This is a genomic window from Fuerstiella marisgermanici (assembly GCF_001983935.1).
GTDB classification, from domain to species: domain Bacteria; phylum Planctomycetota; class Planctomycetia; order Planctomycetales; family Planctomycetaceae; genus Fuerstiella; species Fuerstiella marisgermanici.
In genome coordinates this window covers 2112520-2135969 of record NZ_CP017641.1, presented here as the reverse complement: position 1 = coordinate 2135969, position 23450 = coordinate 2112520, and the positions used below count along the sequence as shown (strand labels likewise).

19 protein-coding genes are annotated in these 23450 nt (G+C 56.2%); 13 read left to right on the top strand and 6 right to left on the bottom strand.

Annotation, left to right across the window (positions count from 1 at the left end):
- Positions 1 to 98 precede the first annotated feature (98 nt).
- Together nrdR and Fuma_RS08090 are read left to right on the top strand one after the other, a co-directional pair.
- Positions 99 to 560 (top strand): transcriptional regulator NrdR, encoded by a 462-nt coding sequence (nrdR, locus tag Fuma_RS08095; RefSeq protein WP_077023676.1) that lies wholly within the window; start codon positions 99 to 101, stop codon positions 558 to 560.
- Positions 561 to 674: 114 nt separating this feature from the next.
- Positions 675 to 1082 carry a hypothetical protein gene (locus tag Fuma_RS08090; RefSeq protein ID WP_077023675.1) on the top strand — a complete coding sequence of 136 codons (408 nt, stop codon included), beginning with the start codon at positions 675 to 677 and terminating at the stop codon, positions 1080 to 1082.
- Positions 1083 to 1172: 90 nt separating this feature from the next.
- Here the strand turns inward: Fuma_RS08090 and Fuma_RS08085 are convergent, their stop codons facing one another.
- A complete protein-coding gene (locus Fuma_RS08085; protein ID WP_083731893.1) occupies positions 1173 to 3017 on the bottom strand; it encodes a peptidoglycan D,D-transpeptidase FtsI family protein in 1845 nt (614 codons plus the stop codon).
- Positions 3018 to 3428 (bottom strand): hypothetical protein, encoded by a 411-nt coding sequence (locus tag Fuma_RS08080; RefSeq protein WP_145944046.1) that lies wholly within the window; start codon positions 3426 to 3428, stop codon positions 3018 to 3020.
- 548 nt (positions 3429 to 3976) lie between these two features.
- Between Fuma_RS08080 and hisC the strand changes: the two genes are divergently transcribed.
- The 4 genes from hisC (at position 3977) to der (ending at position 11946) form a co-directional block, all read left to right on the top strand.
- Entirely contained in the window at positions 3977 to 5065 is a 1089-nt protein-coding gene (gene hisC, locus Fuma_RS08075) for a histidinol-phosphate transaminase (protein ID WP_077023673.1), read from the top strand.
- 372 nt (positions 5066 to 5437) lie between these two features.
- Positions 5438 to 5743, top strand: a complete 306-nt coding sequence (locus Fuma_RS08070; RefSeq protein WP_077023672.1) for a hypothetical protein — start codon at positions 5438 to 5440, stop codon at positions 5741 to 5743.
- Positions 5744 to 5878: 135 nt separating this feature from the next.
- Positions 5879 to 10012 (top strand): ATP-dependent RNA helicase HrpA, encoded by a 4134-nt coding sequence (gene hrpA, locus Fuma_RS08065; RefSeq protein ID WP_077023671.1) that lies wholly within the window; start codon positions 5879 to 5881, stop codon positions 10010 to 10012.
- Between the two features lie 464 nt (positions 10013 to 10476).
- Positions 10477 to 11946 carry a ribosome biogenesis GTPase Der gene (der, locus tag Fuma_RS08060; RefSeq protein ID WP_077023670.1) on the top strand — a complete coding sequence of 490 codons (1470 nt, stop codon included), beginning with the start codon at positions 10477 to 10479 and terminating at the stop codon, positions 11944 to 11946.
- 3 nt (positions 11947 to 11949) lie between these two features.
- Here the strand turns inward: der and Fuma_RS08055 are convergent, their stop codons facing one another.
- From Fuma_RS08055 to murD, 3 genes are read right to left on the bottom strand one after another with little or no spacing between them, the layout of a single operon-like run.
- Positions 11950 to 12882, bottom strand: coding sequence for an AAA family ATPase (locus Fuma_RS08055; RefSeq protein ID WP_229360873.1), 933 nt, complete (start codon positions 12880 to 12882; stop codon positions 11950 to 11952).
- On the bottom strand, positions 12882 to 13844 hold the full coding sequence (locus Fuma_RS08050) for a leucine-rich repeat domain-containing protein (RefSeq protein ID WP_145944045.1): 963 nt from the start codon (positions 13842 to 13844) through the stop codon (positions 12882 to 12884). The genes Fuma_RS08055 and Fuma_RS08050 overlap by 1 nt, the downstream gene beginning before the upstream one ends.
- Positions 13831 to 15327, bottom strand: coding sequence for a UDP-N-acetylmuramoyl-L-alanine--D-glutamate ligase (murD, locus tag Fuma_RS08045; RefSeq protein WP_077023667.1), 1497 nt, complete (start codon positions 15325 to 15327; stop codon positions 13831 to 13833). The genes Fuma_RS08050 and murD overlap by 14 nt, the downstream gene beginning before the upstream one ends.
- Before the next feature lie 129 nt (positions 15328 to 15456).
- Here murD and Fuma_RS08040 point away from each other — a divergent pair, with 129 nt between their 5' ends.
- Positions 15457 to 17457 (top strand): sodium:solute symporter family protein, encoded by a 2001-nt coding sequence (locus Fuma_RS08040; RefSeq protein WP_077023666.1) that lies wholly within the window; start codon positions 15457 to 15459, stop codon positions 17455 to 17457.
- Positions 17458 to 17553: 96 nt separating this feature from the next.
- Here Fuma_RS08040 and Fuma_RS08035 read toward each other — a convergent pair whose 3' ends face one another.
- Positions 17554 to 18108 (bottom strand): DUF1579 domain-containing protein, encoded by a 555-nt coding sequence (locus Fuma_RS08035; protein ID WP_083731892.1) that lies wholly within the window; start codon positions 18106 to 18108, stop codon positions 17554 to 17556.
- 486 nt (positions 18109 to 18594) lie between these two features.
- Between Fuma_RS08035 and Fuma_RS08030 the strand changes: the two genes are divergently transcribed.
- From Fuma_RS08030 to Fuma_RS08005, 6 genes are all read left to right on the top strand, one after another.
- A complete protein-coding gene (locus Fuma_RS08030) occupies positions 18595 to 19632 on the top strand; it encodes a c-type cytochrome (RefSeq protein WP_158520901.1) in 1038 nt (345 codons plus the stop codon).
- Positions 19633 to 19635: 3 nt separating this feature from the next.
- A complete protein-coding gene (locus Fuma_RS08025; RefSeq protein WP_077023664.1) occupies positions 19636 to 20307 on the top strand; it encodes a hypothetical protein in 672 nt (223 codons plus the stop codon).
- 176 nt (positions 20308 to 20483) lie between these two features.
- Positions 20484 to 21917, top strand: a complete 1434-nt coding sequence (locus Fuma_RS08020) for a cbb3-type cytochrome c oxidase subunit I (protein ID WP_083731891.1) — start codon at positions 20484 to 20486, stop codon at positions 21915 to 21917.
- A gap of 106 nt (positions 21918 to 22023) precedes the next feature.
- On the top strand, positions 22024 to 22752 hold the full coding sequence (locus tag Fuma_RS08015; protein WP_083731890.1) for a cbb3-type cytochrome c oxidase subunit II: 729 nt from the start codon (positions 22024 to 22026) through the stop codon (positions 22750 to 22752).
- Positions 22753 to 22938: 186 nt separating this feature from the next.
- Positions 22939 to 23256 (top strand): hypothetical protein, encoded by a 318-nt coding sequence (locus Fuma_RS08010; protein ID WP_077023663.1) that lies wholly within the window; start codon positions 22939 to 22941, stop codon positions 23254 to 23256.
- On the top strand, positions 23253 to 23447 hold the full coding sequence (locus Fuma_RS08005; RefSeq protein ID WP_077023662.1) for a hypothetical protein: 195 nt from the start codon (positions 23253 to 23255) through the stop codon (positions 23445 to 23447). The genes Fuma_RS08010 and Fuma_RS08005 overlap by 4 nt, the downstream gene beginning before the upstream one ends.
- Positions 23448 to 23450: the final 3 nt, after the last annotated feature.

The window sequence follows — 23450 nt, the reverse complement described above, 5'->3', positions numbered from 1 at the left end:
ACTGCTACAATTCAGCGTGCTGGATTTATTGTGTCAGCGTTCCTTCACAACGAACCGTCAGATGAAAATTCGATGCAGATAACTGAAAGGGTTTCCTAATGCGGTGCCCGTTCTGCAAGAACGATGAAACCAAGGTGATCGACTCGCGAAACAGTCAGGACTATTCGATTCGCCGTCGAAGGGAATGCCTGGATTGCAGTCGTCGCTTCACGACGTACGAGCGCATCGAAGAATCGCCGATCAAGGTCATCAAAAAGGACGGCACTCGCGTTCCGTTTGATCGTAATCGCATCCGCGCGGGGATTGAGAAGGCGTGCTACAAACGGCCGATCAGCAATGAGCAGATTGACCAGGTGGTGGCGGATGTTGAAGCCACTCTTTACGAAGATGGACTCCGAGAGTTGCCGTCACGCCAGATCGGTGAGATGGTGTTTAGTGCTCTACGAGATCTGGACAAGGTCGCGTTTGTCCGCTTTGCATCCGTCTACCGTGAATTCAAGGACGTGAACGACTTCGTGGATGAGCTGCAGCCAATTCTGGAAGACCGCGACCGTTCGTAGGACGGATTCGGACTGTCGGAAGGATCCTGCCGTTGCACTGTTTCGTCGCGGGCTTCAGGGCTCGTGCAGCAGCCTTTGACGACGAGCCCGAGTCGAATTCGGAGATAGCGGCTGATGAACGCAAGTCCCCAACCAATCGCATGGCTGCGAGCGATGCTGGGTGCAGCCACAGGTAGCGTCACGGGTTACTTTGCGTTTCTTCTGTTGGCCAGTCAGGGATTCTACGCATTGGCGCTGCCCGGTGCGTGCCTTGGGTTGAGTGCCGGGTGCCTGTCCGGCCGCCGTTCGGTGGCGATTGGCGTCTGTTGCGGACTGTTGGCTTTGTGTCTGGGCGGATTCACTGAGTGGCGTTTCGCTCCCTTTGTGAAAGACGGCAGCCTGGCGTACTTCATTGCTCACGTGCACCAACTGAAACCGGTGACGCTGATCATGATCACCGTGGGCGGCCTGTTCGGTTTCTGGTTCGGCATGGGACGAGACCGCGTTGTGGTGAATCGTGAAATTCCGCCCAGCCGCGAGTGAAGAATTCTCGCGCCGCCGAAACCTAGCGCTACGCGTGACAGGTGGTGCTCAACGCTGGCCAGCGGAGGTTTGGCAGATGACGACAGTCGTCTAACGCATTCGCGCGGGTAGATCGTGCTCGGGGCGAACCGTCATGCGGCCGGACAGGTGTGGCAGGCGGTTGAGTGCGAATTGCAGCAGATTAGCGGCCGTTGGTGCGGCCACGGTGCCGCCGTAGTGCAGCCCGTCAGCCGTGGGTTCATCGACCATAACAAGGACTAACACCTGAGGGTTCTCGGCGGGTGCGCCACAGATGAACGAACAGATGTGCTTTGTATTCGAATAGCCGCCGGTTTCGGGATCGGGCTTCTGAGCCGTCCCGGTCTTCCCAAAGATGCTCATGCCGTTGATCCTGGCATTCTTGCCGGTCCCGCGTTCCACAACGCCCTTCATGGGATGTCGGACAATCCAATCGGCAATCTCAGGCCGCACAATCTGTGATTCGATCCCCGGAGTGGCATCCACAGTTTCGATCGCCGAAAGCGGCGTGGGAGCGACCTGATCGGAGCTCGAATCCAGCAACAAGTGCGGTCTGACCAACCGACCGCCGTTGGCCAGTGCCGCGTGAGCGGTAATCAATTGCAGCGGCGTGACGGCAAGCTCCTGCCCCATCGGAATGGAACCGAGCGAGTAGTCGTCCCATTTGTCTTGAGAACGCACAAGCCCATCGACTTCCCCCGGCAATTCGATGCCCGTGCGGCGACCGAAACCAAAGGCCGCTGTCGCTCGATAAAGTTGCCCAAGGCCCATGCGTTCTGCGATGCGAGCCATGCCGATGTTACTGGACTTCACCAGCACATCTTCCACACTAAGTTTGGCATAAGGGTGGTGATCGTGCAGAACGCGTTTGCCCATCCGGTACGCTCCCTGAAAACACGAAATCTGTTCATCCGCCTGAAGTTTGTTCTGTTGCAGTGCCCACGCCACGATGAACGGCTTGAACGTGGAACCCGGTTCAAACACAGCCGAAACCGCCAGATTTCGCCATGCATCGTCGGGCACCGAACCCGGATGGTTGGGGTCAAAGTTCGGTGCCGACGCCATAGCGAGGACATCGCCCGAATGCGGGTCCATGACCACAGCGCATGCTCCATGAGGCCGCCAGCGCTCCATCAAATCGGTCAGAAGTTGCTCAGTGTGGATCTGCGTGAGCACATCGATGGTTGAAATCACCGTGCGACCGTGTTGCGGCGTTTCTGATAACGCGGCTTCGACTTCCATGACCTTGCCACGAGCGTCCCGCGTCATCACTCGCGTTCCGTCAACGCCTCGAATAAGGTCGTCCAGGCTTTCTTCCAGGCCGCCGTGGCCAATGTTGTCGATGTCTCGCATGCCCAAGACGTGAGCGGCGATGCGGCCCTGCGGATATTGACGAAGGTATTCGCGGCGAAAACCCCAGGTGCGTTTGGGCAGATTCAGTTGGCGAATGCGTTGAGCCTGATCGTCGGTCAAACGACGACGAACCCAGATGAACTGCCGATCGGGATGCTTGGCGATGCGGTCGTAAAGTTCGTCCGCGTTAATGTCGAGGATCTGACTGACTTCCCAGACAAAATTTCCGGCGTCGGTAATTTCGGCCGGCACGGCGTATAGACTTTCGCGCGTGATCGTCATCGCCAACACGTGTCCGTTTCGGTCCAGCACTTCGCCGGGACGAGCGGGGACTTTCTCAGTGAATGTGCTCTGCCGATTCACCTTCGTGTTGAGCAGTTGACGCTGAGCACCCTGCAGATGGACCAGCCGACCAACCATAATGCCCCAGCCAATCAGCAGGCAAAACGAAATTAGCTTCACTCGCCAAATAGAAGGCTGAACACCGTCCTGCGCCTGTTCCGTAGGATGTGACACAGGCTGCGGTGCGTCGGCTTCGTTTAGATCACCAGTAGGTTCGCTCATCTATCGCCCCGTTCCCGCCGGGTGTTCCCAGCGCAACAGGGGCAGGCGAGGTGGCAGACGAGTGTTGTCGCTACTCGATCGGTCCTGCGAATTTCGCGCGGAGGACGAATGATCAGCCTGAGCATTGGAATTCGCGGTCGTCGTCTGCTGCGGCATCTGCCAGCGTTCTGCCTTCTTGATTTGCGGACTCAGCGATGACTGCCGAGCCTCATCGACCGCTGCCAGTTGCGAAGGAGCGGTCAGTTGCTGAATGCTAAGTCGCAGTCTCGCGTGCATTTCCAGCAGCAGGTCTTTCTGAAAGTACTGGCGACTGACGGCGCGCTTCATCTGCAGTGTCTGTTTTTCCAGGCCAATACCGACCATGGAAACCAGAACAACAAGAATCAGGCTGGCTACAAACCGAAAAAACACCGCATCTCCTCCGCACTTTCTATCGGCAATTCGTGCCGACGAAGGCAAGTCGGGCTGCGTGCGAGCGGTCCCGTCTTCGCTTCGTCGCGGTACGCAGCCGCACCTCCTTAACAATCCGAGCGGTCGCGTGGCGTTGCCGTCGGTGCAACCCCGACAACCGGCAAAGGCCAGTCCGTCGTGCACCACTGCCGCTTCACCCCTCCCGCAATTTATTGTGGGAGGGGTCGAACGAGCGGAGCGATGTTCGGGGGAGGGCCACGCAACCCGGTCGGCACACCTGCAGCGCGCCGACATGCACTGCTCCCCCTCCCGGACGTTGCTTCGCTCCGTCCAACCTCCCCCGACGCTGCACTGGAATAGGTGCATGCACAGCCAACGCCAAAACCCAAAGGCTGCACAATTTCTGTTGTGGGAGCAGCGTTTGACGTCAGCAAATTCGAGAATCCCGGCGGCTCAGGTCGCTGACAGAAACGACACCGATGATATGATGCTCCCCGTTGACCACCAGCTGTGCCAAGTTTCCTGTTCTATCCGTCAAAACAAAATTCATGCCTCTACCTTTTCGCACCGCCATTCAGCAAATCGGCGGGTACGTGCCCGGCGAGCAGCCTCAAGCGACCGGCTGGATCAAGCTAAACACCAACGAGAACCCGTATCCGCCGTCGCCGAAGGTGGTGGAAGCCATTCAGAATGCGGCGACTGGTCGACTGAACGTCTATCCCGATCCGATGGCACGCAGTTTTCGCAAAGCGGCCGCCGCGCTGTTTGATGTTGATCCGGACTGCATCCTTCCCGCCAACGGCAGTGATGAGAACCTGACCATCCTGATGCGTTCGTTTTGCGACGCCGGGGATGCGATTGTGTACCCGTATCCCAGCTACGTGCTGTACGAAACGCTGGCGAAGATTCAGGGATGCGATGTACGTCGCCTGCATTTGAACGATCAGTTGAACTGGGACGCTGGCGAAGCAACCGATTTATGTCGTTCGGCGAAGTTGACCTTCGTGCCGAATCCGAATTCACCAACCGGTAACTGCTGGACGCCTGACGAACTGGAACAATTACTTCCAGACGACGGCCTGCTGATTCTTGACGAAGCCTACGGCGACTTTGCCAATACGCCTCACAGAGGCGAACTTTTGAAACAGCCGCGCTTTCATCAGCGGATGGTTGTGACTCGCACGCTTAGCAAGTCATACAGTCTTGCTGGTTTGCGGTTTGGGTTTTCCATCGCCGATGAGCAGCTGACTCAGGGCATGCAAAAGGTGAAGGACAGCTACAACTGCGACGCCATCGCCATCGCGGCCGCGACCGCTGCCATTGAAGATCAGGATTGGATGCTGGAAAACCGCGGACGCATTCTGGCAACTCGCCAGCGGATGGCGGCTGAGTTGCCGAAGCTGGGATTCGTCGCACTTCCCAGCCAGGCGAACTTCCTGTGGACGACGCACAGTTCGGGTCGGCACAAAGACATTTACGAGGGGCTGAAACAGCAGCAGATTCTAGTTCGATATATGCAGTTTTCCGGAAAATCGGCGGACGCGGAAGGACTCGAAGGTTTACGAATTACGGTTGGCACAGACGCTGAAATCGACCGACTGCTTCAGGCACTGGAAACTACAATTTCACGGTTGTAGGTGACTAAACCATGGCGAGCCGCGTTTGGGTTTCGCGCGGCAACCTGAGCCCGCTCTTTCGCTTGAGGCGCGTGTTCGTGGTCACCGCGTCGGGGGCGACCTACGTTTTCTGAGGCACTCACCCCGCGCGACTCATCGGCGGATGGAGGTCGTACAGTTTGTGGCGATGCCCGATCACACAACAACCGACTCACCACCCGGTCGATGGTCGGGAATCCCCATGGGGCACTTTGGTTTCTGAGGATGAATTTCCTCTTTTTCCGAAATGTTCGCAGAATGCGTGTCCGATTTTGGCGCCGAACGCGATTCGAATATGGAGGGGCGCAGAGATTGCTCCGCATGCATTACCAGCAGGGATCTCGGAGAAATTTCATGGATTCGAAGCCACCGGAGACAGCACAACTAAGATCAACGTTTCACCCGTATCAACAAACCGTGCCACAGCGGCCTGGGCCTCAGCCGGGCGGTTCGCGGCCGGAAGTGAAGCATGCGTTGGTGGTAGTGAATCGTATGTTGCGTTCGTCTGCGAATCCGAACGACAGCGTGAAAGGTCGCGTGATCAAGGCAGCGGGCGCGTTGCGCACGGCCGCTCCGACGCCGACGGCTTTCGTTTCCGGCAGAGCGGTTGACGTGGCCATGCGAATCGCAGTTCGGCTGGCTCGGCGAGTCGGCTTTTGAAGAAGCTCACCCGTGAGGCCGCCGTCTGTTTAGTTTGTGCGTAGATAACGAAAACACGGCGCAGTACCGCACCTGGCCGGAAGCATCCCGACGCGAAAATGCTATACTTCTGCGATTCCGATCGTAGAAACAGAAATGGAATTTGACGCGAAGGCTCTGCAAACACAAATCTCAACCGCGATGCGGGCGGACCAGTTTTCGCTGCGCCGCTTGCTGCGATCGATCACCAACGCGAAGAACGCAGGCAAACCGTTCGACCGAAATCTGAAGCGGTTGAACGACCAGCTCCAACGATCAACCCAAAGGTTTGCCGCTCGATCCGCTTCCGTGCCGAAAATTGACTGGCCTGAGGATCTGCCGGTTGTCGCGCGACGCGATGAAATTGCGGACGCGATTCGGCAGCACCAAGTGGTCGTCGTCTGCGGCGAAACCGGGTCCGGCAAATCGACGCAATTGCCGAAAATCGCATTGGAACTCGGCCGCGGAATTGGCGGCGTCATCGGTCACACGCAACCTCGCCGAATTGCCGCTCGGTCGATCGCCACTCGATTAGCCGAAGAACTGAAGTGCGAAGTTGGTAAGCAGGTCGGGTATCGCATTCGGTTTAACGATGCGTCCGGCCCGAACACGCTGATCCGATTGATGACCGACGGCGTCATGCTGGCGGAAACGCAGTCTGACCGCTTTCTGGATCAGTACGACACCATCATCGTCGACGAAGCTCACGAACGATCGTTGAACATCGATTTCCTGCTGGGCTACCTCAAACGGCTGCTACCTAAACGCAAAGATTTGAGGCTGATCATTACGTCAGCGACCATCGACGCCGAACGCTTTGCCGAACACTTTGGTCAGGATGGAACTCCTGCACCGGTGGTCGTGGTGGAAGGGCGGACGTACCCCGTCGACATTCGTTACCGTCCGCTGGATCAAAACAATGCAGACGAAGAAGGCGGTTCTCAGGACCGCGACTGGCGTGATGGGATTGTGGACGCCATCGACGAAGTGGCGGCCAACGACAGCGGTCACTTGCTGGTCTTCCTGCCGACCGAACGTGACATCCGCGAAGCGGATAAACTTTTGAATGGTCGGAAGTACTCCGGTGACACGTCAAAACATCCGACTCAGGTCGTGCCGTTGTACGGACGGCTGTCGATGGCGGATCAGACGAAAGTCTTTCAGCCGTACCAACACCGCCGCATCGTGCTGGCCACCAACGTCGCCGAATCTTCGCTGACGGTGCCCGGAATTCGCTACGTAATCGACACGGGCACGGCTCGCATCAGCCGCTACTCGGCGCGGTCGCGCATGCAGCGACTGCCCATCGAAGCGGTATCGCAAGCGTCGGCCAATCAACGAGCCGGGCGGTGTGGTCGAGTCGGTCCGGGCATCTGTATTCGGTTGTACGATGAAGAAGACTTCAACGGTCGCGAAGCGTTTACAGCGCCGGAAATCCAACGCACAAATCTGGCGGCCGTGATTCTTCGGACGATGAATCTGAAGCTGGGTCGGCTGGATGAGTTCCCATTTCTGGATCCGCCACGTCCCACGACCGTGCGTGAAGGCTATAAGACGCTGGAAGAACTCGGCGCGATTACTGGCCGAGGTACGGATGACTACGTGCTGACGGAAATCGGGCGACATATGGCTCGCCTTCCCGTCGATCCCCGAATCAGCCGCATGGTGTTGGCGGCGATTGAAGAGCACGCCGCGCCGGAAGTCATGATCATCGCTGCCGCGCTGGAGACTCAGGATCCGCGTGAACGCCCGATCGAAAAACAGCAGGCCGCTGACGAAGCTCACGCGCAATTCAAGAACGCGGAAAGCGACTTTCTGACGTTGCTCGCCATCTGGGACACGTGGCACGAACGGAAGAAAAAGCTGTCTGGCAGCCAGTTGCGAAAATGGTGCAAGCAGAATTTTCTGTCGTGGATGCGAATGCGAGAATGGATCGACGTGCATCGGCAGCTTCGCGACCTGTTGAAGGAAAGTGGCGACAAGCAACTGGAAAAGGCGGCCGTTCTAAATCCATTCAAGGACAGAAAGAACGACTACGCCGCCATTCATCGTTCGTTGATGACCGGCCTGCTGGCGAACCTCGCGTTCAAATCGGCCGATCGCGAATACACGGGCGCCGGTGGCAACAAACTGCAGGTGTGGCCTGGTTCCGGCCTCGCCAGAAAGCCGCCCAAGTGGTTCGTCGCGGCCGAATTGGTCGAAACGTCTCAGCGGTTCGCGCGCACTTTGGCGACGATTCAGCCGGAATGGATTGAGCCGCTGGCCGACCACCTCGTAAAACGCGAACACAGCGAACCGCACTGGGATTCGAAGGCGGGCAACGTGATGTGTTTTGAGAAGGTGTCTCTGTGGGGCCTTCCAATCGTGCCACGCAGAAAAACGTCCTTCGCTAAAGTCGACGCCGCCAAGTCGCGAGAACTGTTGATTCAGTTTGGTCTGGTGGAATTGGCGCTGCTGTACGGCAAGACGGAAGAAGAACGTGATAGCGAATTCGCAGAAGAAGAACGCACACTGCTCAGCGGCAGTCGCTCACGTCTAACGCCGGGGCGGTCGACGTTGCCGAATCCGTCGTCGTCTGCGTTCCGTTCCGGGCCCGTGAAGCCGAAGACGGGCTGGGGGCGCGACTTCCCGTTCCTCAGCCACAACGTTGGTGTGTTGGAGCAGGTGAAGGAACTGCAGGCGAGGACTCGGCAGCACGACCTGCTGCCGACGGAAGACGCGCTGTTCGAATTCTACGACAAGCAGATTCCGCACGACGTAGCCGATCGAAACCGCCTGCGGCAATGGTATCGCCGCACGGTAAAAAGCCAGCCAGCATTGCTGCAGTTTGACATCAACACGTTCACCAGCGAATCAGAACGCCAGGAAGGCAGCGCCGAATTTCCGCCGTCGATGAAGATGGGGACGATGGATCTGCCGTTAAGCTATCAACTCGATCCCGGCCGAAACGCGGACGGAGTGACGGTCACCGTCCCGTGCGAAGGCCTGGCTCAGTTAGACCAAAACCGCCTCACGTGGCTGGTTCCGGGGCTTCTAAGTCAAAAGGTAACAGAACTGATTCGTTCACTTCCCAAAGACCTGCGGCGCAAGTTTGTTCCGGCTCCAGACACCGCTCGCGAAGTGCTGGAAAAGCTTCAGTTTGCAAAAGGCAACCTGCTTTCCGCGGTCGCCACTCAGCTGACTCGTATTGCGGGCGAACCGGTGCGACCAGAAGACTTTGCGTTGTCGAATCTGCCCGATCACTTGCGAGCCAACATCCGACTGATCGACAACAACAAGGCCGTTGTGGCAGAAAGTCGCGATCCGGATCAGTTGCGAGCGACTCTGCAAACGAAGACCAACAACGCCTTTCAAAAAAGCCAACCGTCGCCAGAAGAACTTCAGTGGCAACGAAAGGGCTTCAAGGCATGGGACTTTGCGGACATTCCCGTCAGCATTTCGATCACGCGAGCGGGCATGAAGATGAAATCGTTCCCAGCCATTCGCGACGATGGCGAATCGGTCGGCCTGACGCTGTGTCAGTCTGCTGTCGAAGCTCAAGCCGTGCTGCGCAAGGGGTTGCGGCGGATGTTTCTGTTGACGGACCGCGAACGAATTCAGCGGCAGGTGAAGCATCTGCCTGAGCTGCAAAAAATTCAATCGATGGCGAAGTGCATTCCGGGCCTGGACGTGGTTTTACAATTGCAGTTGCTAATGGTCGAACGAGCGTACCTGTCGCCAACGGATTTACCTCGAACAAAAGCTCAATTTGATGACTTCGTCGTTCAGGGGCGGAAGCGATTAGGCGTTGTGGTGCAGGAGTTCGTGCAGTTGATCCCTGCGCTGTTTCGGCAGCATCAAGTGACAACTCGGATTCTGGCCGACGCAATGGGATCCGGCTGGGATCACCTGGTACACCAAATGGAGCGTCAACTGGCGGAGTTATTTCACAGCAAATTTCTGCAGGACACGCCCTGGCCGTGGCTCATCCAGTTCACGCGCTACATGACAGGCATTCGAATGCGGCTGGATCGACTGAATTCCGGGGGAATACGAAACGAAGACCTGCGACTGCGCGAATTTGCCCCATACGCAGACCGCTTTCTGATTCGCCGTGCAGAAATGCAAAAGCAGCAGCGAAACGATCCGATGTTGGATCATTACGGCTGGATGCTGGAAGAATTTCGCCTCACTGTGTTCGCTCAAAAACTGGGCACGGCGATCAAGGTGTCCGGCAAACTGCTGGACGAACAGTGGGAACGCGTGGGTTAATTGCCGCGAGGCTTCCGCCCAATGCCACTCGAACGGCCTGACTTCTCACGTAGCCGAGTCTCTCCGAGACTCGAAAAAACCGCATAGCTGTCGCGGTGGCAGTCTTGGGAGACCTGGATGAAATGATCGCCACGCCGCCCCCTCCCGGACGTTGCTTCGCTCGTCCGACCTCCCCCTCAGCTTCGCTGGGGAGAGGTGCAAGCTTCGGCGATATAGAAGCGTGAGCAATGTAATTCACATCCCGAAAGACGAACTTCGGATAAATTGAGTATCATTCGCGGCCGCCTGCAATAACCGGCGAAGGCTCTTTCAGGGCAAATTTGCGAGTGTTTGACTCCGGCGGAGTCCGCGTTGGCAGAACTACTTCAATTACGCGAACTTATGCCCTGTGGCACTGCGTTTGGCGTGCCACAAGCGGTAGCATGCGGCTTAAAGCACCTATTTTTTACGTAAGAAACAGAGTCATGGGAATTCCGAAGGTGGCCATCGTAGGTCGCCCCAACGTTGGCAAGAGTTCGTTATTGAACTGGGTGGCCGCTAAGCTGCTGTCTGTGGTTGATCCCACCGCCGGAGTCACGCGGGATCGCGTCACGTGGATCGTGCACCACGACGATCGCTACTTCGAACTGGTCGACACCGGCGGCATCGGCATCGTCGACAGCGACGACCTGTCTGCCGACATCGAACGCCAGATTGATTTGGGTCTGCTGGAATGCGATCTGCTGCTGTTTGTCGTGGATGCCAAAGCGGGGGTGACTCCGCTGGACGTCGAAGTCGCCGATCGTTTGCGTCGGATCAAAAAGCCGATGCTGATGGTCGTCAACAAGTGCGATTCCAGTAGCCTGGACATCGAAGCGGCCGGCTTTCTGGCGCTGGCTGATTTGCCTCAGCAGGTGACCAGTGTCAAAGGCAATCGCAACCGGCTTGAGTTGATGTCAGCCATTGTCCAGCACCTGCCGGATGGAGCGGACGACGAAGCAGAAGAAGGCGCTCATCTGCTGGAGCCGCCGGAAATTCGGTTGGCCATCGTCGGACGACGAAATGTCGGCAAAAGTACTTTCATCAACCAACTGGCCGAAACCGATCGCGTGATCGTTAGCGAAGTTCCCGGCACGACTCGCGACAGCATCGACATTCGCTTCGACGTCGATGGCCGCACGTTTGTCGCGATCGACACACCTGGTGTGCGTAAACGCAAGAGTCTCGCCAACGACATCGAATTCTACGGGCTTGTGCGAGCTCAGCGCAGTATTCGCCGCGCTGATGTGGTGCTGATGTTTTTTGATGCCACCAACACGATTTCCAAAGTCGACAAGCAGCTGGTCGAAGAAATCACAAAGCACAACAAGCCGTGCGTGTTCGTCGTCAATAAGTGGGACCTGGCTCAGGAAGAGGAGATGACAATCGACAAGTGGGGCGAGTACCTCGTGAAGTCGTTTGCATCCATGCGACACGTTCCGATTGCCGTCTTGACAGCGAAGGACGGTCGCAACATTCGCCAGTTGATTAATCTGACTCAAACAATTTACAAGCAGGCGATGACCCGGATGAGTACCGGGAAATTGAATCGAGCACTCAAGCTGGCCGTGTCGAATAACCCACCGCCGCATCGTAAGAACAAACGGCCGAAGATTTACTTCGCGACTCAGGTAGCCGTCGCCCCGCCGACGATTGTCGTCAAGTGCAACGACCCGAAGGTGTTTGACGAAGCGTGGAAACGGTACCTGCTGGGCTTTTTGCGAGAAGTCTCACCGTTTCAGGAAGTTCCGATCCGGCTGATTCTTCGAGCTCGCGCCGACGGTGACATGGCCATCGATATTCCAGATATCGCCTTGCGAGACATCACGGAAGATGACGACGAATTCGACGGCATGTTTGACGCAGATGAACCGATGGACGCGGAAGACGATCTGGAACAGGTGGAAGAGGTCTAACGTCTACTTAGGCACGGCCAGATTGTCTGTGATCGAGGTCAGAATCTGGCTGGCGCGGCGGCGGTGACCGTCGCGCAAAGCGCCTCGACAGACGATTCGGTGAGCCAAAACGGGCGTGATTAGCTGCTTCACGTCGTCCGGTATGACGAAGTCACGTTCTTCCACCAACGCCATTGCCTGAGCGGCTCGGTACAGTGTCAAAGCGCCTCGCGTGCTCACGCCCAACGCCAGCTCCGGGTGATTGCGGCTGGCTTCCACGACGTCCAGCATGTAGTCCGAAATCGAATCGTCGACTCGGACCTGCGTCACCTGTTTCTGCAATTCGGTGATCTGGTCGGCTGACGTCACAGCCTCCAGTGCATCGGTTGGTTCTCCGTCTCGGTGACGACGAAAAACTTCACGCTCCGTTTCGCGATCGGGATAGCCGAGTTCCAGGCACACCATGAAGCGGTCTAACTGGTTTTCCGGCAGCGGATAGGTGCCTTCAAATTCGAAGGGATTCTGAGTCGCCAAAACCAGAAACGGCTGCGGTAAAGGCAGCGTTTCGCCTTCGATCGAAACCTGCTCTTCACTCATCGCTTCCAACAACGCGCTTTGAGTTCTCGGCGTGGTGCGATTAATTTCATCCGCCAGCAGAATGTTGGTAAACACGGGACCAGGTCGAAATTCGAAGTCGCCGCTGTTGGGGCGGTAGACGTTCGCGCCGACGATGTCGCTGGGCAGTAAGTCGGGGGTAAACTGCAGACGATTGAACTGGCATCCCAACGTCTTCGCCAGCGCGCGAGCCAGCGAAGTTTTGCCGAGTCCCGGAGCATCTTCCAGCAGCACATGGCCGCCGGCCAGCAACGCGATGACTGCCAGTCGGACTGTTTCCTGTTTGCCAAGAACGGCCGATTCGACGTTGGTGCGGATGGCCTGAATTACATTTTCGCTCACTATTTGCCTTCCTGCGCCGGAGCCTCGTTGTCTGTTTTTGCGGGGATGTTCCAGACGCCACGATCGTATTTCGCCCAGAATTCGGCAGCCGACTGGGCTGGCCCTTCCATCGTTGTCCGGATCTCAGTTAATGACGGCATGTCTTTCAAAACGTCCATTCCTTCGCGAACGGTGTCGGGCGTCAGCGTGATGCGCTGCAGTTTGATGCCCTTCAACGGTGACACATCCGTGATTGGTGTTCGAGCGATGTTGAGCCGCTTGAGCGTCGACATGTCAGCCAGCGGCGCGAGGCTGCTGACGGCCGTGCCTTCGATGTCGAGACTCACCATCGCTTTGCCCTGCAGCGGCGAAATGTCATCGATTTTCGTGTCTGGAATCCACAGCGTGTTCAGAGGCAGTTCCGCGACGATGCTTAAGTCCGTCACGGGAACGCTCTTGAGATTCAGCATTTCGATCGGCATCCCTTTCAACACCGAAAGGTCGGTCACCTTTGTATTTTGCAGGTATAGCACCTTCAGCGAGATGCCTTTGATGGGGCTTAAATCGGCCACCGGCGTGTCTTCCAGAATCAGCGTTTCCAGAGGCATCCCAGCGACCGGCGAGATATCACTGACCGACGTCATCCCCAGATCCAGAAACCGCAACGGCACTCCTTTGAGCGCTTCGATCGACTTAACGCCGGATTCCACAAGCTGAGCTTCCACGATGTCGTTTCCGCTACGCACGAATTTGGCGTTGTCATTCGCGTTAAGCTTCCGACGCAATTCGCGCGGAAGCAGTACGGGAGGGTCGTCACTGGCGGCCGCTCGCTTGACCGGCGGTGCCGCCGTATTGGAAGCATCGGGTTCAGAATCGGCGCAACCGCACGTCACTATCAAAGCGAAGGCGGCCGCTATTGTGGGAATGGTTTTCCTGTTGCAACTGAGCGAGTTCTTCAAGTGGTGGCCTTTACTGAGTTTCACTTTCACACCTCACCCAAGCCTGCGCCAGTTTCGTAAACTGGTCGCCACGATCACGGAAATCGCGGAACCAGCCATAACTGGCGCAGCCGGGAGACAGCAGCACGATACTGCCTTCCGGCGACAGTGCAACTGCGTGCCGGAACGCACTTTCAAAGTCGTCCGCCACCACCACCGAAAACCCCGGATCAGACGATAATTTGCTGTGCAGGCCGGCTTTCAGCGTGAGGGCCGTGTCGCCGATCAGGACGGCGGCGACCGCATTGCGACCGATCTCATTCGCAAACGAAGTCAGGTTGCTGCCCTTGTCAGACCCGCCGGCAATAATCACAACCGGCTCACGAAAAGTCCGCAGCGCGGCAATCGCTGATTCCGGTGTTGTGGCGACCGAATCGTTGTAGAATTTTCGGCCATTCCCCTGCGATACAAGTTCCAGGCGGTGAGGCAGCGGCTGAAACGACGCCAGCGAGTCCACAATTGTCATCGGGGTCACTCCCAGAACGAAAGCGGCACACGCCGCCGCCGCAATGTTCTTCGCGCTATGTTCGCCCGGAAGTTGCCGTGGCAGCGACACCCGGACGGCGTCTTCACGGCCGGCAACGCGAGCGATCAGCAGATTGCCTTCCAAAAACACGCCGTCTTCGCCACCGTCAGAAATTCCAAAATGCAGGCACCGTCCTCGCACGCGCCAGGTAGGCTGATCTTCATCCGCGAAGGCGAGCCGATTGACCGGACAATCGTCGGGCATGACGGCGACATCGACGCTTGATTGGCGGCTTAACAGAACCTGTTTGGCAGCATGGTACTCGTCGACGGTGCCATGCCAATCCAGATGATTCGCAGCAAAGTTAGTGACGATCGCGACGCTGGGCGCGAAGTGAGCGTCCTTCAGCGAATGCAGTTGAAAGCTGCTGAGTTCCAAAACAACGACGTCGTTTGTCGTAAGTTGGTCAACAATGGGAAGCAGGCTGTGCCCGATGTTGCCGCCGAGAAACGATCGCGGGGGTGCCGTCGCGCCGGCTCTAGCCTCATCGGCGGCGTCATGGTGAAGAAAGTGGTGTTGCAGAAAATGGTGCGTGAGCGCGGCGGTTGTCGATTTCCCGTTGCTGCCGGTGACTCCCACAACCCGCGCGGGGCAGTGATGCAGGAACAACTCAATTTCGCTGGTCACAACCGCGCCCGCGCTGCGGCTTTGTTCGACATGTGGAGACCCCGGTTTAACCGCCGGGTTCACGACCAGCAGATCACACGTTTCGAAGACGTCTGCAGGGTGACCTCCCAAAGCGAAGCGGTGAATTTCAACGTCCGCCAGCGCCGTCAGAGACTCAGCCAGTTCGGCTTCCGTCCGCATGTCAGTGACGGTCACGATGGCTCCACGAGACGCCAGAAATCGAGCCGCCGCGATGCCGCCACCGAATCTGCCCAGGCCGAGAATTGTGACGCGGATGCCGTCGTAGTTCGCTAGCTGATCAAGTGAAGTCGTCATCACGGTCCGCAGGTGGATTGTGTTGCGCGGTGGGCGGCGATATTGTCACCGTCCAGCGTCGTGTCTGCGCAGCAACGTAGTGGATTCGCGGCCGCTTTCCTATTCTCTGATACGATTGAGTTCTGACAGATGCCCGACGTTCTTCTGGGAATGCACACGTTCGACTGGATTGTGCTGGCCATCTATTTTGTCGTCATTCTGGTGGTCGGCCTGTGGTCTGCCAGCAAAGTCACAGACGCGGCCGACTTCTTTATGGGCGGCCGCAGGTTCGGCAAGATCTTTATGATGTTCTTTGCCTTCGGCTCGGGCACCAGCAGCGATCAGGCCATCACCGTTGTCGCGGGAACATGGCGAATGGGACTGGCGGGCATTTGGTGGCAATTTTTGTACCTGCCGGCAACTCCGTTCTACTGGCTCATTGCTCCGCTGCTGCGGCGAATTCGAGCCCTCACGACGGCGGATTTTTTTGGCACGCGTTTCAGTCCGGCAACGGCCGTGCTGTATTCGTTTTACGGCATGCTGATATCGATCGTGTTTATCGCCGGAGCACTGTTTAGCAGCGGAAAAATGATCAATGCGCTCACCGGAAACGCAGTTGACCGGATGGCTCAGGAAATCAACCTGCAGGTGCCGACAATGTCGTTCGTCAATGTCGCCCCACCGGCGGAAGATCTGGAAGGCAAGCCCGCCAAGCCAAAGCTGACAATCGCGACCGGCTGGCGGCAGTTAGAAGGTTACGAATACGCGATTCTTGCGATGACGGTGCTATTCGTCACTTACGGAGCGGCGGGCGGACTGGGCGCGGCAATCATTACTGACTTTATTCAGGGCGTGCTGACGATCGCGTTTTCGATACTTCTGCTGCCGTTTATCTTCCATCAGATTGGGGGCTTTGGTGCGCTGCAGAAGTATGAAGAGCTTAAGCCAGGCATGTTTAACTTCGTGGCGGATGCGGAATTTGCTGAACGCTTCAGTCGCGAACCAATCACGATTTTCTACGTCTGCATGCTGTCGTTGACGGCGCTGGCGGGCATCATTGTGCAGCCGCACATCATGGGCGTTTGCGGAGCCGGAAAAACAGAATACGAAGGGCGGTTTGGTTTCACGGTCGGAAACTTTTTGAAGCGATTTTGCACTGTCGCCTGGACATTTACCGGGCTGGCCTGCGTGGCCTGGTATCTGGGAACCAGCAGCCCGTTATTGGAATCGGGCGATCCGGCCGACCAGGCGTTACACGAATCGTTGAACGTGAAAGCGAATGGCGACTTCGAAAGTTTGTCGGCCGAACAACAGGAAGAAATCAATGATGCCGAAAAGAAATTCTCGGACGAACTGTTCGGCCGCGCGGCCTACGACATTCTGCCGACGATCGCTCCGGGACTGGTGGGTTTGTTGCTGGCGTCGTTGCTGGCGGCAGTCATGAGTACCTGTGATGCTCAGATGGTGGTGTCGAGCGGCCTGTTTACAGAAAATGTTTACAAACGGCTGATTGCGCCAGGCCGATCTGAACAGCACTACGTTTGGGTGGGACGGTTTGCCGGCGTCGGAATTGTGGTCGCGGCGTTGATTCTGCAGGCGACGTTTACCGATGTGATTCACGCGATGAAAGTGATCATCAAGACGCCAGCCGCCATCGGCATCAGCATGTGGATCGGAATCTTCTGGCGGCGGTGGAACACGAAAGCCGTGTGGACAGCAACGGCGGCGGCAGGACTGGCCTGGTTTGTCGTCGGATACTACCCGAACGAAATTCTGGAACAGTTTCCCGCTCTTGCGAGCATGTTCCGTTCTGAAGGTGATGGCTTCGTAATGTTGGACGCCTGGCAAAGTGTCTGCTATCTGGGTGCCGGGCTGGTCGTCGGAGTGTCGACGGCGCTGCTCACGCGACCGCAGTCGGCCGCTCAACTGGACCCGTTTTTTACACTGCTAAGAACGCCCGTGATGCCGGACGAAACGGTTTCAGAACCATGCACCGTCCCCGCAAATAATCCGCATCGCGAAGAGGTGATCGAATTCGCGGGCTTCCAATTCAACAAACCGACCAGGCTGGGAATCGGTGGTTTTCTCATCGCATGGATGCTGGTATTCGCCATCGTGGCAGTGACGAAAATGCTAAGCCTCGTTGTGTAAAGACGAGTGGTCCGAAAATCTCCAGCAAAAGCAGCCACACACGCCCGGTCGTCTTAAACCACCGGGCGTGTCTTATTGTGCACAGCCGGCGGCCAACTACTCGGGCTTATCGCGTTTCACTTCGCCGGTCATGAACGTGACCCACTTGCCGTCGTCGCCCATCACTTCGGACGTCGCGATAATCAGGTCAGCCGATTTGAATTCGTAGCTGTCGCGATATTTCGTCACTTTGCCGCTTCCGGTGAAATCGGGGCCTTCAGCAACGAGAATCAGCTTTTTTCCGGACTCGTCGACCGTTCCTTCGTAGTGCCACATGTGCCCCATCATCGTGTCGACCCACGTGCCAAAGTATCTCTCCTTCTTTGAGTCGTAGCCGATCGTCTGCATGGCGTCGAAGGTCACTTCGCCGACGTGGCCCCGCATTTTGTTGACGACCCAAAAGCCGCCGAGCATGCTGGACTTCATCGACCCTGTACACTCGGTCGACGGTTGACCGGGCGCGGCGACAGTCTTCGAACTGGACGACCATTGTCCCTCAAACTGCTTTAACCATTCATGTTCCTTTTTCGGCGCTGCAGCCGATGGCGGCTGGCCCCATAAAGTTGGTGACATCACAACAAATAGGACGAGCAGCGAGAATACATTCTTCATGGCGTTTGACCTGTCGTTCGAAATAGCGTGGTTCAGAAAAGCGGCAAGCCCACCGAATCGTGTTGGAGCGTGGCGAAGTCACTGTCGTCAATGGCGGCCCGCCACTATTAAGAACGGCTGGCTGCGGGGTGAGCGGTCACACCAACATACCGGCTCCTTCGTCGCTTTTTCAAGTCTGTACAGCTGGGACAGCGGCCCACACATGTGCGGTTTCGCACAATCAACTGTGCTGCCAACGCACGGATCGACCGCGCCGAACACCCGGCCGCACAGTTCCGGTGAATGAAAATCGGCTGTTTTCAAGTATTCCTATAGCGATCTCGACGCGACGCATTGGATGCTCTGAAAGCATTACGACGTTTGGCACGCCTCATGCTTCCTTCCGGCAGCAACGCCTCAACAAATCACGTTAACTTTGTGTGATTCATGCCCACGTCAAATAACGTCCGGATCGATTCGGAGAGATCGATCTACGGAAAGCCGCTCATGCGACTATTTACTATTCCGATTGCCACGGCTCTCATGTCGCTGACCTTGTCTGGTTGCGAACGCGCCGAACCGATTCGTTGGACGTCCAGCGAACTGGTCAGTGAACTCCCCGACGAAGCTCTGCGAGAACAGTTGGTTGGGATCGTTAATGAGAATTCCGGCAGCGCCCGCGAACCTCGCATGATTAGCGAATCGAAAGACGATTTCGATTTCAACCTGCACCTCAAGCACGGCCAGCAGGTCTACATGAAGCGGTGCGTGCAGTGTCATGGCGTGAGCGGCGATGGCAATGGGGAAGCAGCCAAATATCTATATCCGAAGCCGCGCGATTACACGCGAGGCATCTTTAAGTTCACGTCGACGCCATACGGCAATAAGCCGCGACGGGAAGACTTGATTGCGGTAGTGCGGCGAGGCGTCACCGGGACGTCAATGCCGCGATTCAACCGTATCAAAGACAAAGACGTGAACGCCGTTGTCGATTATGTGATGGTGCTGGCTCAGCGAGGCGAGCTGGAATACCAATTGGCCATGGAAGCGGAAGCTGCCGAGGAACTGGATGAGGACTTCATTCCCGAGTTTATCGAAGACGTTGTCAACCGCTGGCAGACGGCAAAAACCAGCCTGACTCAACCACTGACGCCTCAGCCGGAACTCACGGAAGCTCGAGCCAAACAGGGGCGAGAAGCATTTTTGAGTAAAGGGTGCAGCAAGTGTCACGGCGACGACGGTCGTGGCCACACCAAAGACAACATCGGTAAAGATAGCTGGGGGCATGCAACGCGGGCCGCTGACCTGACGTCCGGAATGCTGCACGGCGGACAGGAACCCATCGATATTTATCGCCGCATTCTGAACGGTATTAATGGAACACCAATGCCTGGGTTTAAGAGTTCGTTGCAGAGTGAACCTGAAACGATCTGGAACCTGGTGGCATACGTTCTGGAGGTCTCCAACCGACGTCGCTATGGCACAAAAATACCGGCCGGTTTGATGAAACCGTACGATCAGGGCGCCAGTGAGGAGACAGAGTAAATCATGACAGACATTGCTCAACAAAAGGCCGAACTGGCCGAACTGAAAGCCCGTGTGGCCGCGCTCGAAAACGAAATTCGGGCGGCCCAGCCACCACTTGATCAATGGGACCAAAGCAAGTTTTACGGCACGTGGTACGGCACAGTCGGTTTCGTATTCGGCGGCATCGCGGCGATGGTCAGCCTTCTGTTCAACGTGATCGGAGCTACCGTTGCTGGTAAAGATTCGCTGGAAATCATTCGTGTTTACATGACCTTCCCATTGGGCAAAGAAGCCTTGAATCTGGGAACTGAAGCAGGCACGAACCTACGGATTGATGACGGAATGATCTTGGCGCTGGGTTGCTGCTTATACGTCGGAACCGGCAGTGTTCTGGGAGTTTTCTTTCACTGGGTCATCGGACGCTTTGCAATCGATAAGTCGTTGGTCACGCGGTTGATCTGGGGCTCAGTATTGGCCATCGGGGTCTGGATCGTGAACTTCTATTTCGTGCTCTCATGGCTGCAGCCAGCACTCTTCGGCGGAAACTGGATTACCAGCGGAGAATACATGCCGTGGTGGGTGGCAATGGCGACTCACTTGGTCTTCGGCTGGACAATGGCTTTGATGGCACCGCTTGGACATTTCGAGTTCTACAAACGGCCCACGAATCCGGCGAATCCTTCGCCAACGTAACTCACAGTGGCTCGCCAGAGTCAAAACGCACATCGCACGACAACCAAATGATAGAAGCAAACGAGGCTCGCCTTATCCCGTAGGCTTCCTTTGTACATCACCCAATCAGCCGGAATCGAAGCGCACTTTGCTCGACTCTGGAGAGTCAAGCTACATCTCAGATTCGAAGTTAGAGAATGTCTGACGCACCAAGCCCCCATCCAACGGAATCGGCCGATCAAAATCTGCCGGCCACCACCGTCACGCACGAAAACCTCGTGGACGAGACGCTGGTGAAGCTGTACTACGTCACCGCATTGGCGTTTATGCTGGTTTCAATGCTCGGCGGCATCCTGATGGCCTTCCAATTGATCCGCCATAACCCGCTCGCAGGAATCGAAATCTTTTCGCCCGGACGTTGGCGAATGGTTCACACCAATGCGATTGCATACGGATTTCTGGCCAATGGGTTCCTGGGATCGCTGCACTGGATCGTCCCACGCCTCACTCTGCACCCGGTCCTCAACAAGAAGCTATCGTGGGTGATCTATATCGCGTGGCAACTGGTCGTCCTGGGCACTGCGGTTGGCATATTATTTGGCGAAGCTCAAGGGCTGGAATGGGGCGAGACTCCTGTATGGATTGACCCATTCGCTCAGCTGGGACTGCTTCTGGTGGCCATCAACTTCATGGCACCTATTTCAAAAACTAAAGGTCCGATTTACGTGACCCTGTGGTACTTCATGGCCATGTTTGTCTGGACATTCCTGACATACGCCATGGGTAACTTCGTCCCTCAATACTTTGTGACCGGAACCAGTGCTGGTGCCGTCGGCGGCTTGTTCATCCACGACCTTGTCGGTCTTTTTGTCACACCGGCGGGTTGGGGAATGATGTACTACTTTGTTCCCATCCTGTTAAAACGTCCAATTTGGAGTCACGGTCTTTCACTGGTAGGTTTCTGGGGTCTTGCCTTCTTTTATCCCTTGCAGGGTATCCACCACTTTCTTTACACGCCCATCCCGATGTTCCTGCAATATGGAGCCGTCGTGTCGACCATCGCAGTTGAGCTGGTAGTGACCACTGTCATTATCAACTTCTTCGGAACGATCTGGGGATCGGGGCATGTGATCAAAACCAACCTCCCTATCCGCTGGTACTACACGGGCATGGTCTTCTACTTTCTGACCTGTTTTCAGTGTGCGTTTCAGGTAACTCTGACCTTCCAGAAGGTCATTCACTTCTCGGACTGGGTCGTCGGCCACGCTCATCTGGTAATGTTTGGTGTCTTCAGTATGTGGATCATGGGCACCATGACCTATCTGTTCCCTCGGTTGCTAAACCGAGGCTGGTATAGCCTGAAGGCATGCGAATGGCACTATTGGTTAAGTACGCTTGGGATCATCATCATGGTTAGTGATTTGACGTTGCTTGGCCTGTTTCAAGGCTGGTCATGGGCCGCTCTGGAGCCATGGGATGCGTCAACTGATATTTCGCATCCGTTCTGGGTGATCCGTGTGATTGCCGGACTGTGCATGTTTGCCGGCGTTCTCGTGTTCATCTGGAACATTTGGAAGACCTGGACCAGCGTGCCGGAACAGTCCGGTACAGGAGAAACCGCCCTGGCGTAGCTCCATCATTCACCCAACTTCACTGAGCTCCCAATATCTAATTCACGCGGGACGAGTCGGTTCTTAGGGACCGGCTCACATCCCAAAACTCGAAACTCTTGCCACCATGTTCGAAAGCAAAGCAGGCGTCCTGTACATCGCTGGGATCGGCTTCTTCCTTCTATCCTTCGTATCAAATGCGCTGGTGCCAGCGCTGATGTATGACGACCTGAAGGAACAAACCGTACCCGAACTGATCAACAGCAACCTTCGCTATCAGTTCGAAGACATGGCACGTCGATATCCCGAATCGTTCAACGCTGCCTACGGTGAACCTCCCGGTGGCGAAGCCGAACACGATGAGTGGTGGAACGAGAAGTGTGCTGAAGCCTTGCGTTACGGCCACAAGCTTTACGTCGGCGAAGGCTGCTGGCATTGTCACAGTCAGTTTGTTCGCCCCGTGTCGAATGAAGAAGAACGTTGGGGCCCGGTGGCACGGTCGTGGGAATATCAAAACGAATTGAACCGCCCAGTGATGTTTGGAACTCGCCGTGTCGGCCCTGACCTTAGTCGCGAAGGCGGACGTCGTAGCAATGACTGGCATGCAGTCCACTTCTTCAAGCCGGAGACGCTGTCACAGAATTCACCGATGCCAGAATATCCGTGGTTTTTTGATGGTTCGCCTGACAAGCCCAACGAACGCGGGTTGGCGATAATGACTTACGTGCAATGGCTTGGATCCTGGCAGGAAAGCTATCCATACTATGAAGATTACCAGGAAGCAATGGATTGGCTGAAACCGGTGGAAGAAGAGGAAGAGCCCACAGAGGAAGATGACGAAGGCGACGACGAGTAGCAGGGCCGAAGCATCGCTAAGCTAATCAGCCTTTCGATCGGTATACAGTTAGGTGATCTTTACGAGTAAAAAGCAAACGGCAATTGGCATGCCTGAGCGACTGACCACATAAGCTATTCGGAAGCTGGCCACCAACCAGCCATCGAACTTGTGCCCGTTCAGAAGTTCAAGCCACGGAAATTGATTATGCAAAAGCAAGTCCCGTTAAAGCATTACCCTCGCCGAGGCGCGACGGTGGCGTGGGTCGTGACAATCATATTTGCGGTCCTCATCCTGATCCCCAGCATGCTCGGGTTTGTGATGAAGTTCATGGAACTCGTCAATTTGTCGCAGGGTGAGGCCGATGGCGGGTTTGCGATCACGCCTGTAGTAAATTACCTGCTGGCAAGTGCAGGATTCTTCTTCCTGCTTCTGTGGTCCGCTATCAACGGAATGTTTAACGACCTCGAACATCCCAAGTTTACGATGCTTGAGAACGAAGAAATGTTGGATAAGGAACAATGATAGAAGTCACCAACAGTGAAACCGTTGAACAGCCGGACCCCGATACAGAGCACACGTTCCATCATTATCGAGGAAACGTGATACCGTGGTATGTCCGAACCATCTGGATCGGTTTCTGGATTTTTACAGTTTACTACATCATCACTTACTTCTTTCCCGCGATGCAGATCGAACTGATTTCGCCTCCGTAGGGC

Coding starts and splice junctions, on each gene's coding strand:
- nrdR (WP_077023676.1), top strand. CDS start 99: ATGCGGTGCCCGTTCTGCAAGAACGATGAAACCAAGGTGATCGACTCG.
- Fuma_RS08090 (WP_077023675.1), top strand. CDS start 675: ATGAACGCAAGTCCCCAACCAATCGCATGGCTGCGAGCGATGCTGGGT.
- Fuma_RS08085 (WP_083731893.1), bottom strand. CDS start 3,017: ATGAGCGAACCTACTGGTGATCTAAACGAAGCCGACGCACCGCAGCCT.
- hisC (WP_077023673.1), top strand. CDS start 3,977: ATGCCTCTACCTTTTCGCACCGCCATTCAGCAAATCGGCGGGTACGTG.
- Fuma_RS08070 (WP_077023672.1), top strand. CDS start 5,438: ATGGATTCGAAGCCACCGGAGACAGCACAACTAAGATCAACGTTTCAC.
- hrpA (WP_077023671.1), top strand. CDS start 5,879: ATGGAATTTGACGCGAAGGCTCTGCAAACACAAATCTCAACCGCGATG.
- der (WP_077023670.1), top strand. CDS start 10,477: ATGGGAATTCCGAAGGTGGCCATCGTAGGTCGCCCCAACGTTGGCAAG.
- murD (WP_077023667.1), bottom strand. CDS start 15,327: ATGACGACTTCACTTGATCAGCTAGCGAACTACGACGGCATCCGCGTC.
- Fuma_RS08040 (WP_077023666.1), top strand. CDS start 15,457: ATGCCCGACGTTCTTCTGGGAATGCACACGTTCGACTGGATTGTGCTG.
- Fuma_RS08035 (WP_083731892.1), bottom strand. CDS start 18,108: ATGAAGAATGTATTCTCGCTGCTCGTCCTATTTGTTGTGATGTCACCA.
- Fuma_RS08030 (WP_158520901.1), top strand. CDS start 18,595: ATGCGACTATTTACTATTCCGATTGCCACGGCTCTCATGTCGCTGACC.
- Fuma_RS08025 (WP_077023664.1), top strand. CDS start 19,636: ATGACAGACATTGCTCAACAAAAGGCCGAACTGGCCGAACTGAAAGCC.
- Fuma_RS08020 (WP_083731891.1), top strand. CDS start 20,484: ATGTCTGACGCACCAAGCCCCCATCCAACGGAATCGGCCGATCAAAAT.
- Fuma_RS08015 (WP_083731890.1), top strand. CDS start 22,024: ATGTTCGAAAGCAAAGCAGGCGTCCTGTACATCGCTGGGATCGGCTTC.
- Fuma_RS08010 (WP_077023663.1), top strand. CDS start 22,939: ATGCAAAAGCAAGTCCCGTTAAAGCATTACCCTCGCCGAGGCGCGACG.
- Fuma_RS08005 (WP_077023662.1), top strand. CDS start 23,253: ATGATAGAAGTCACCAACAGTGAAACCGTTGAACAGCCGGACCCCGAT.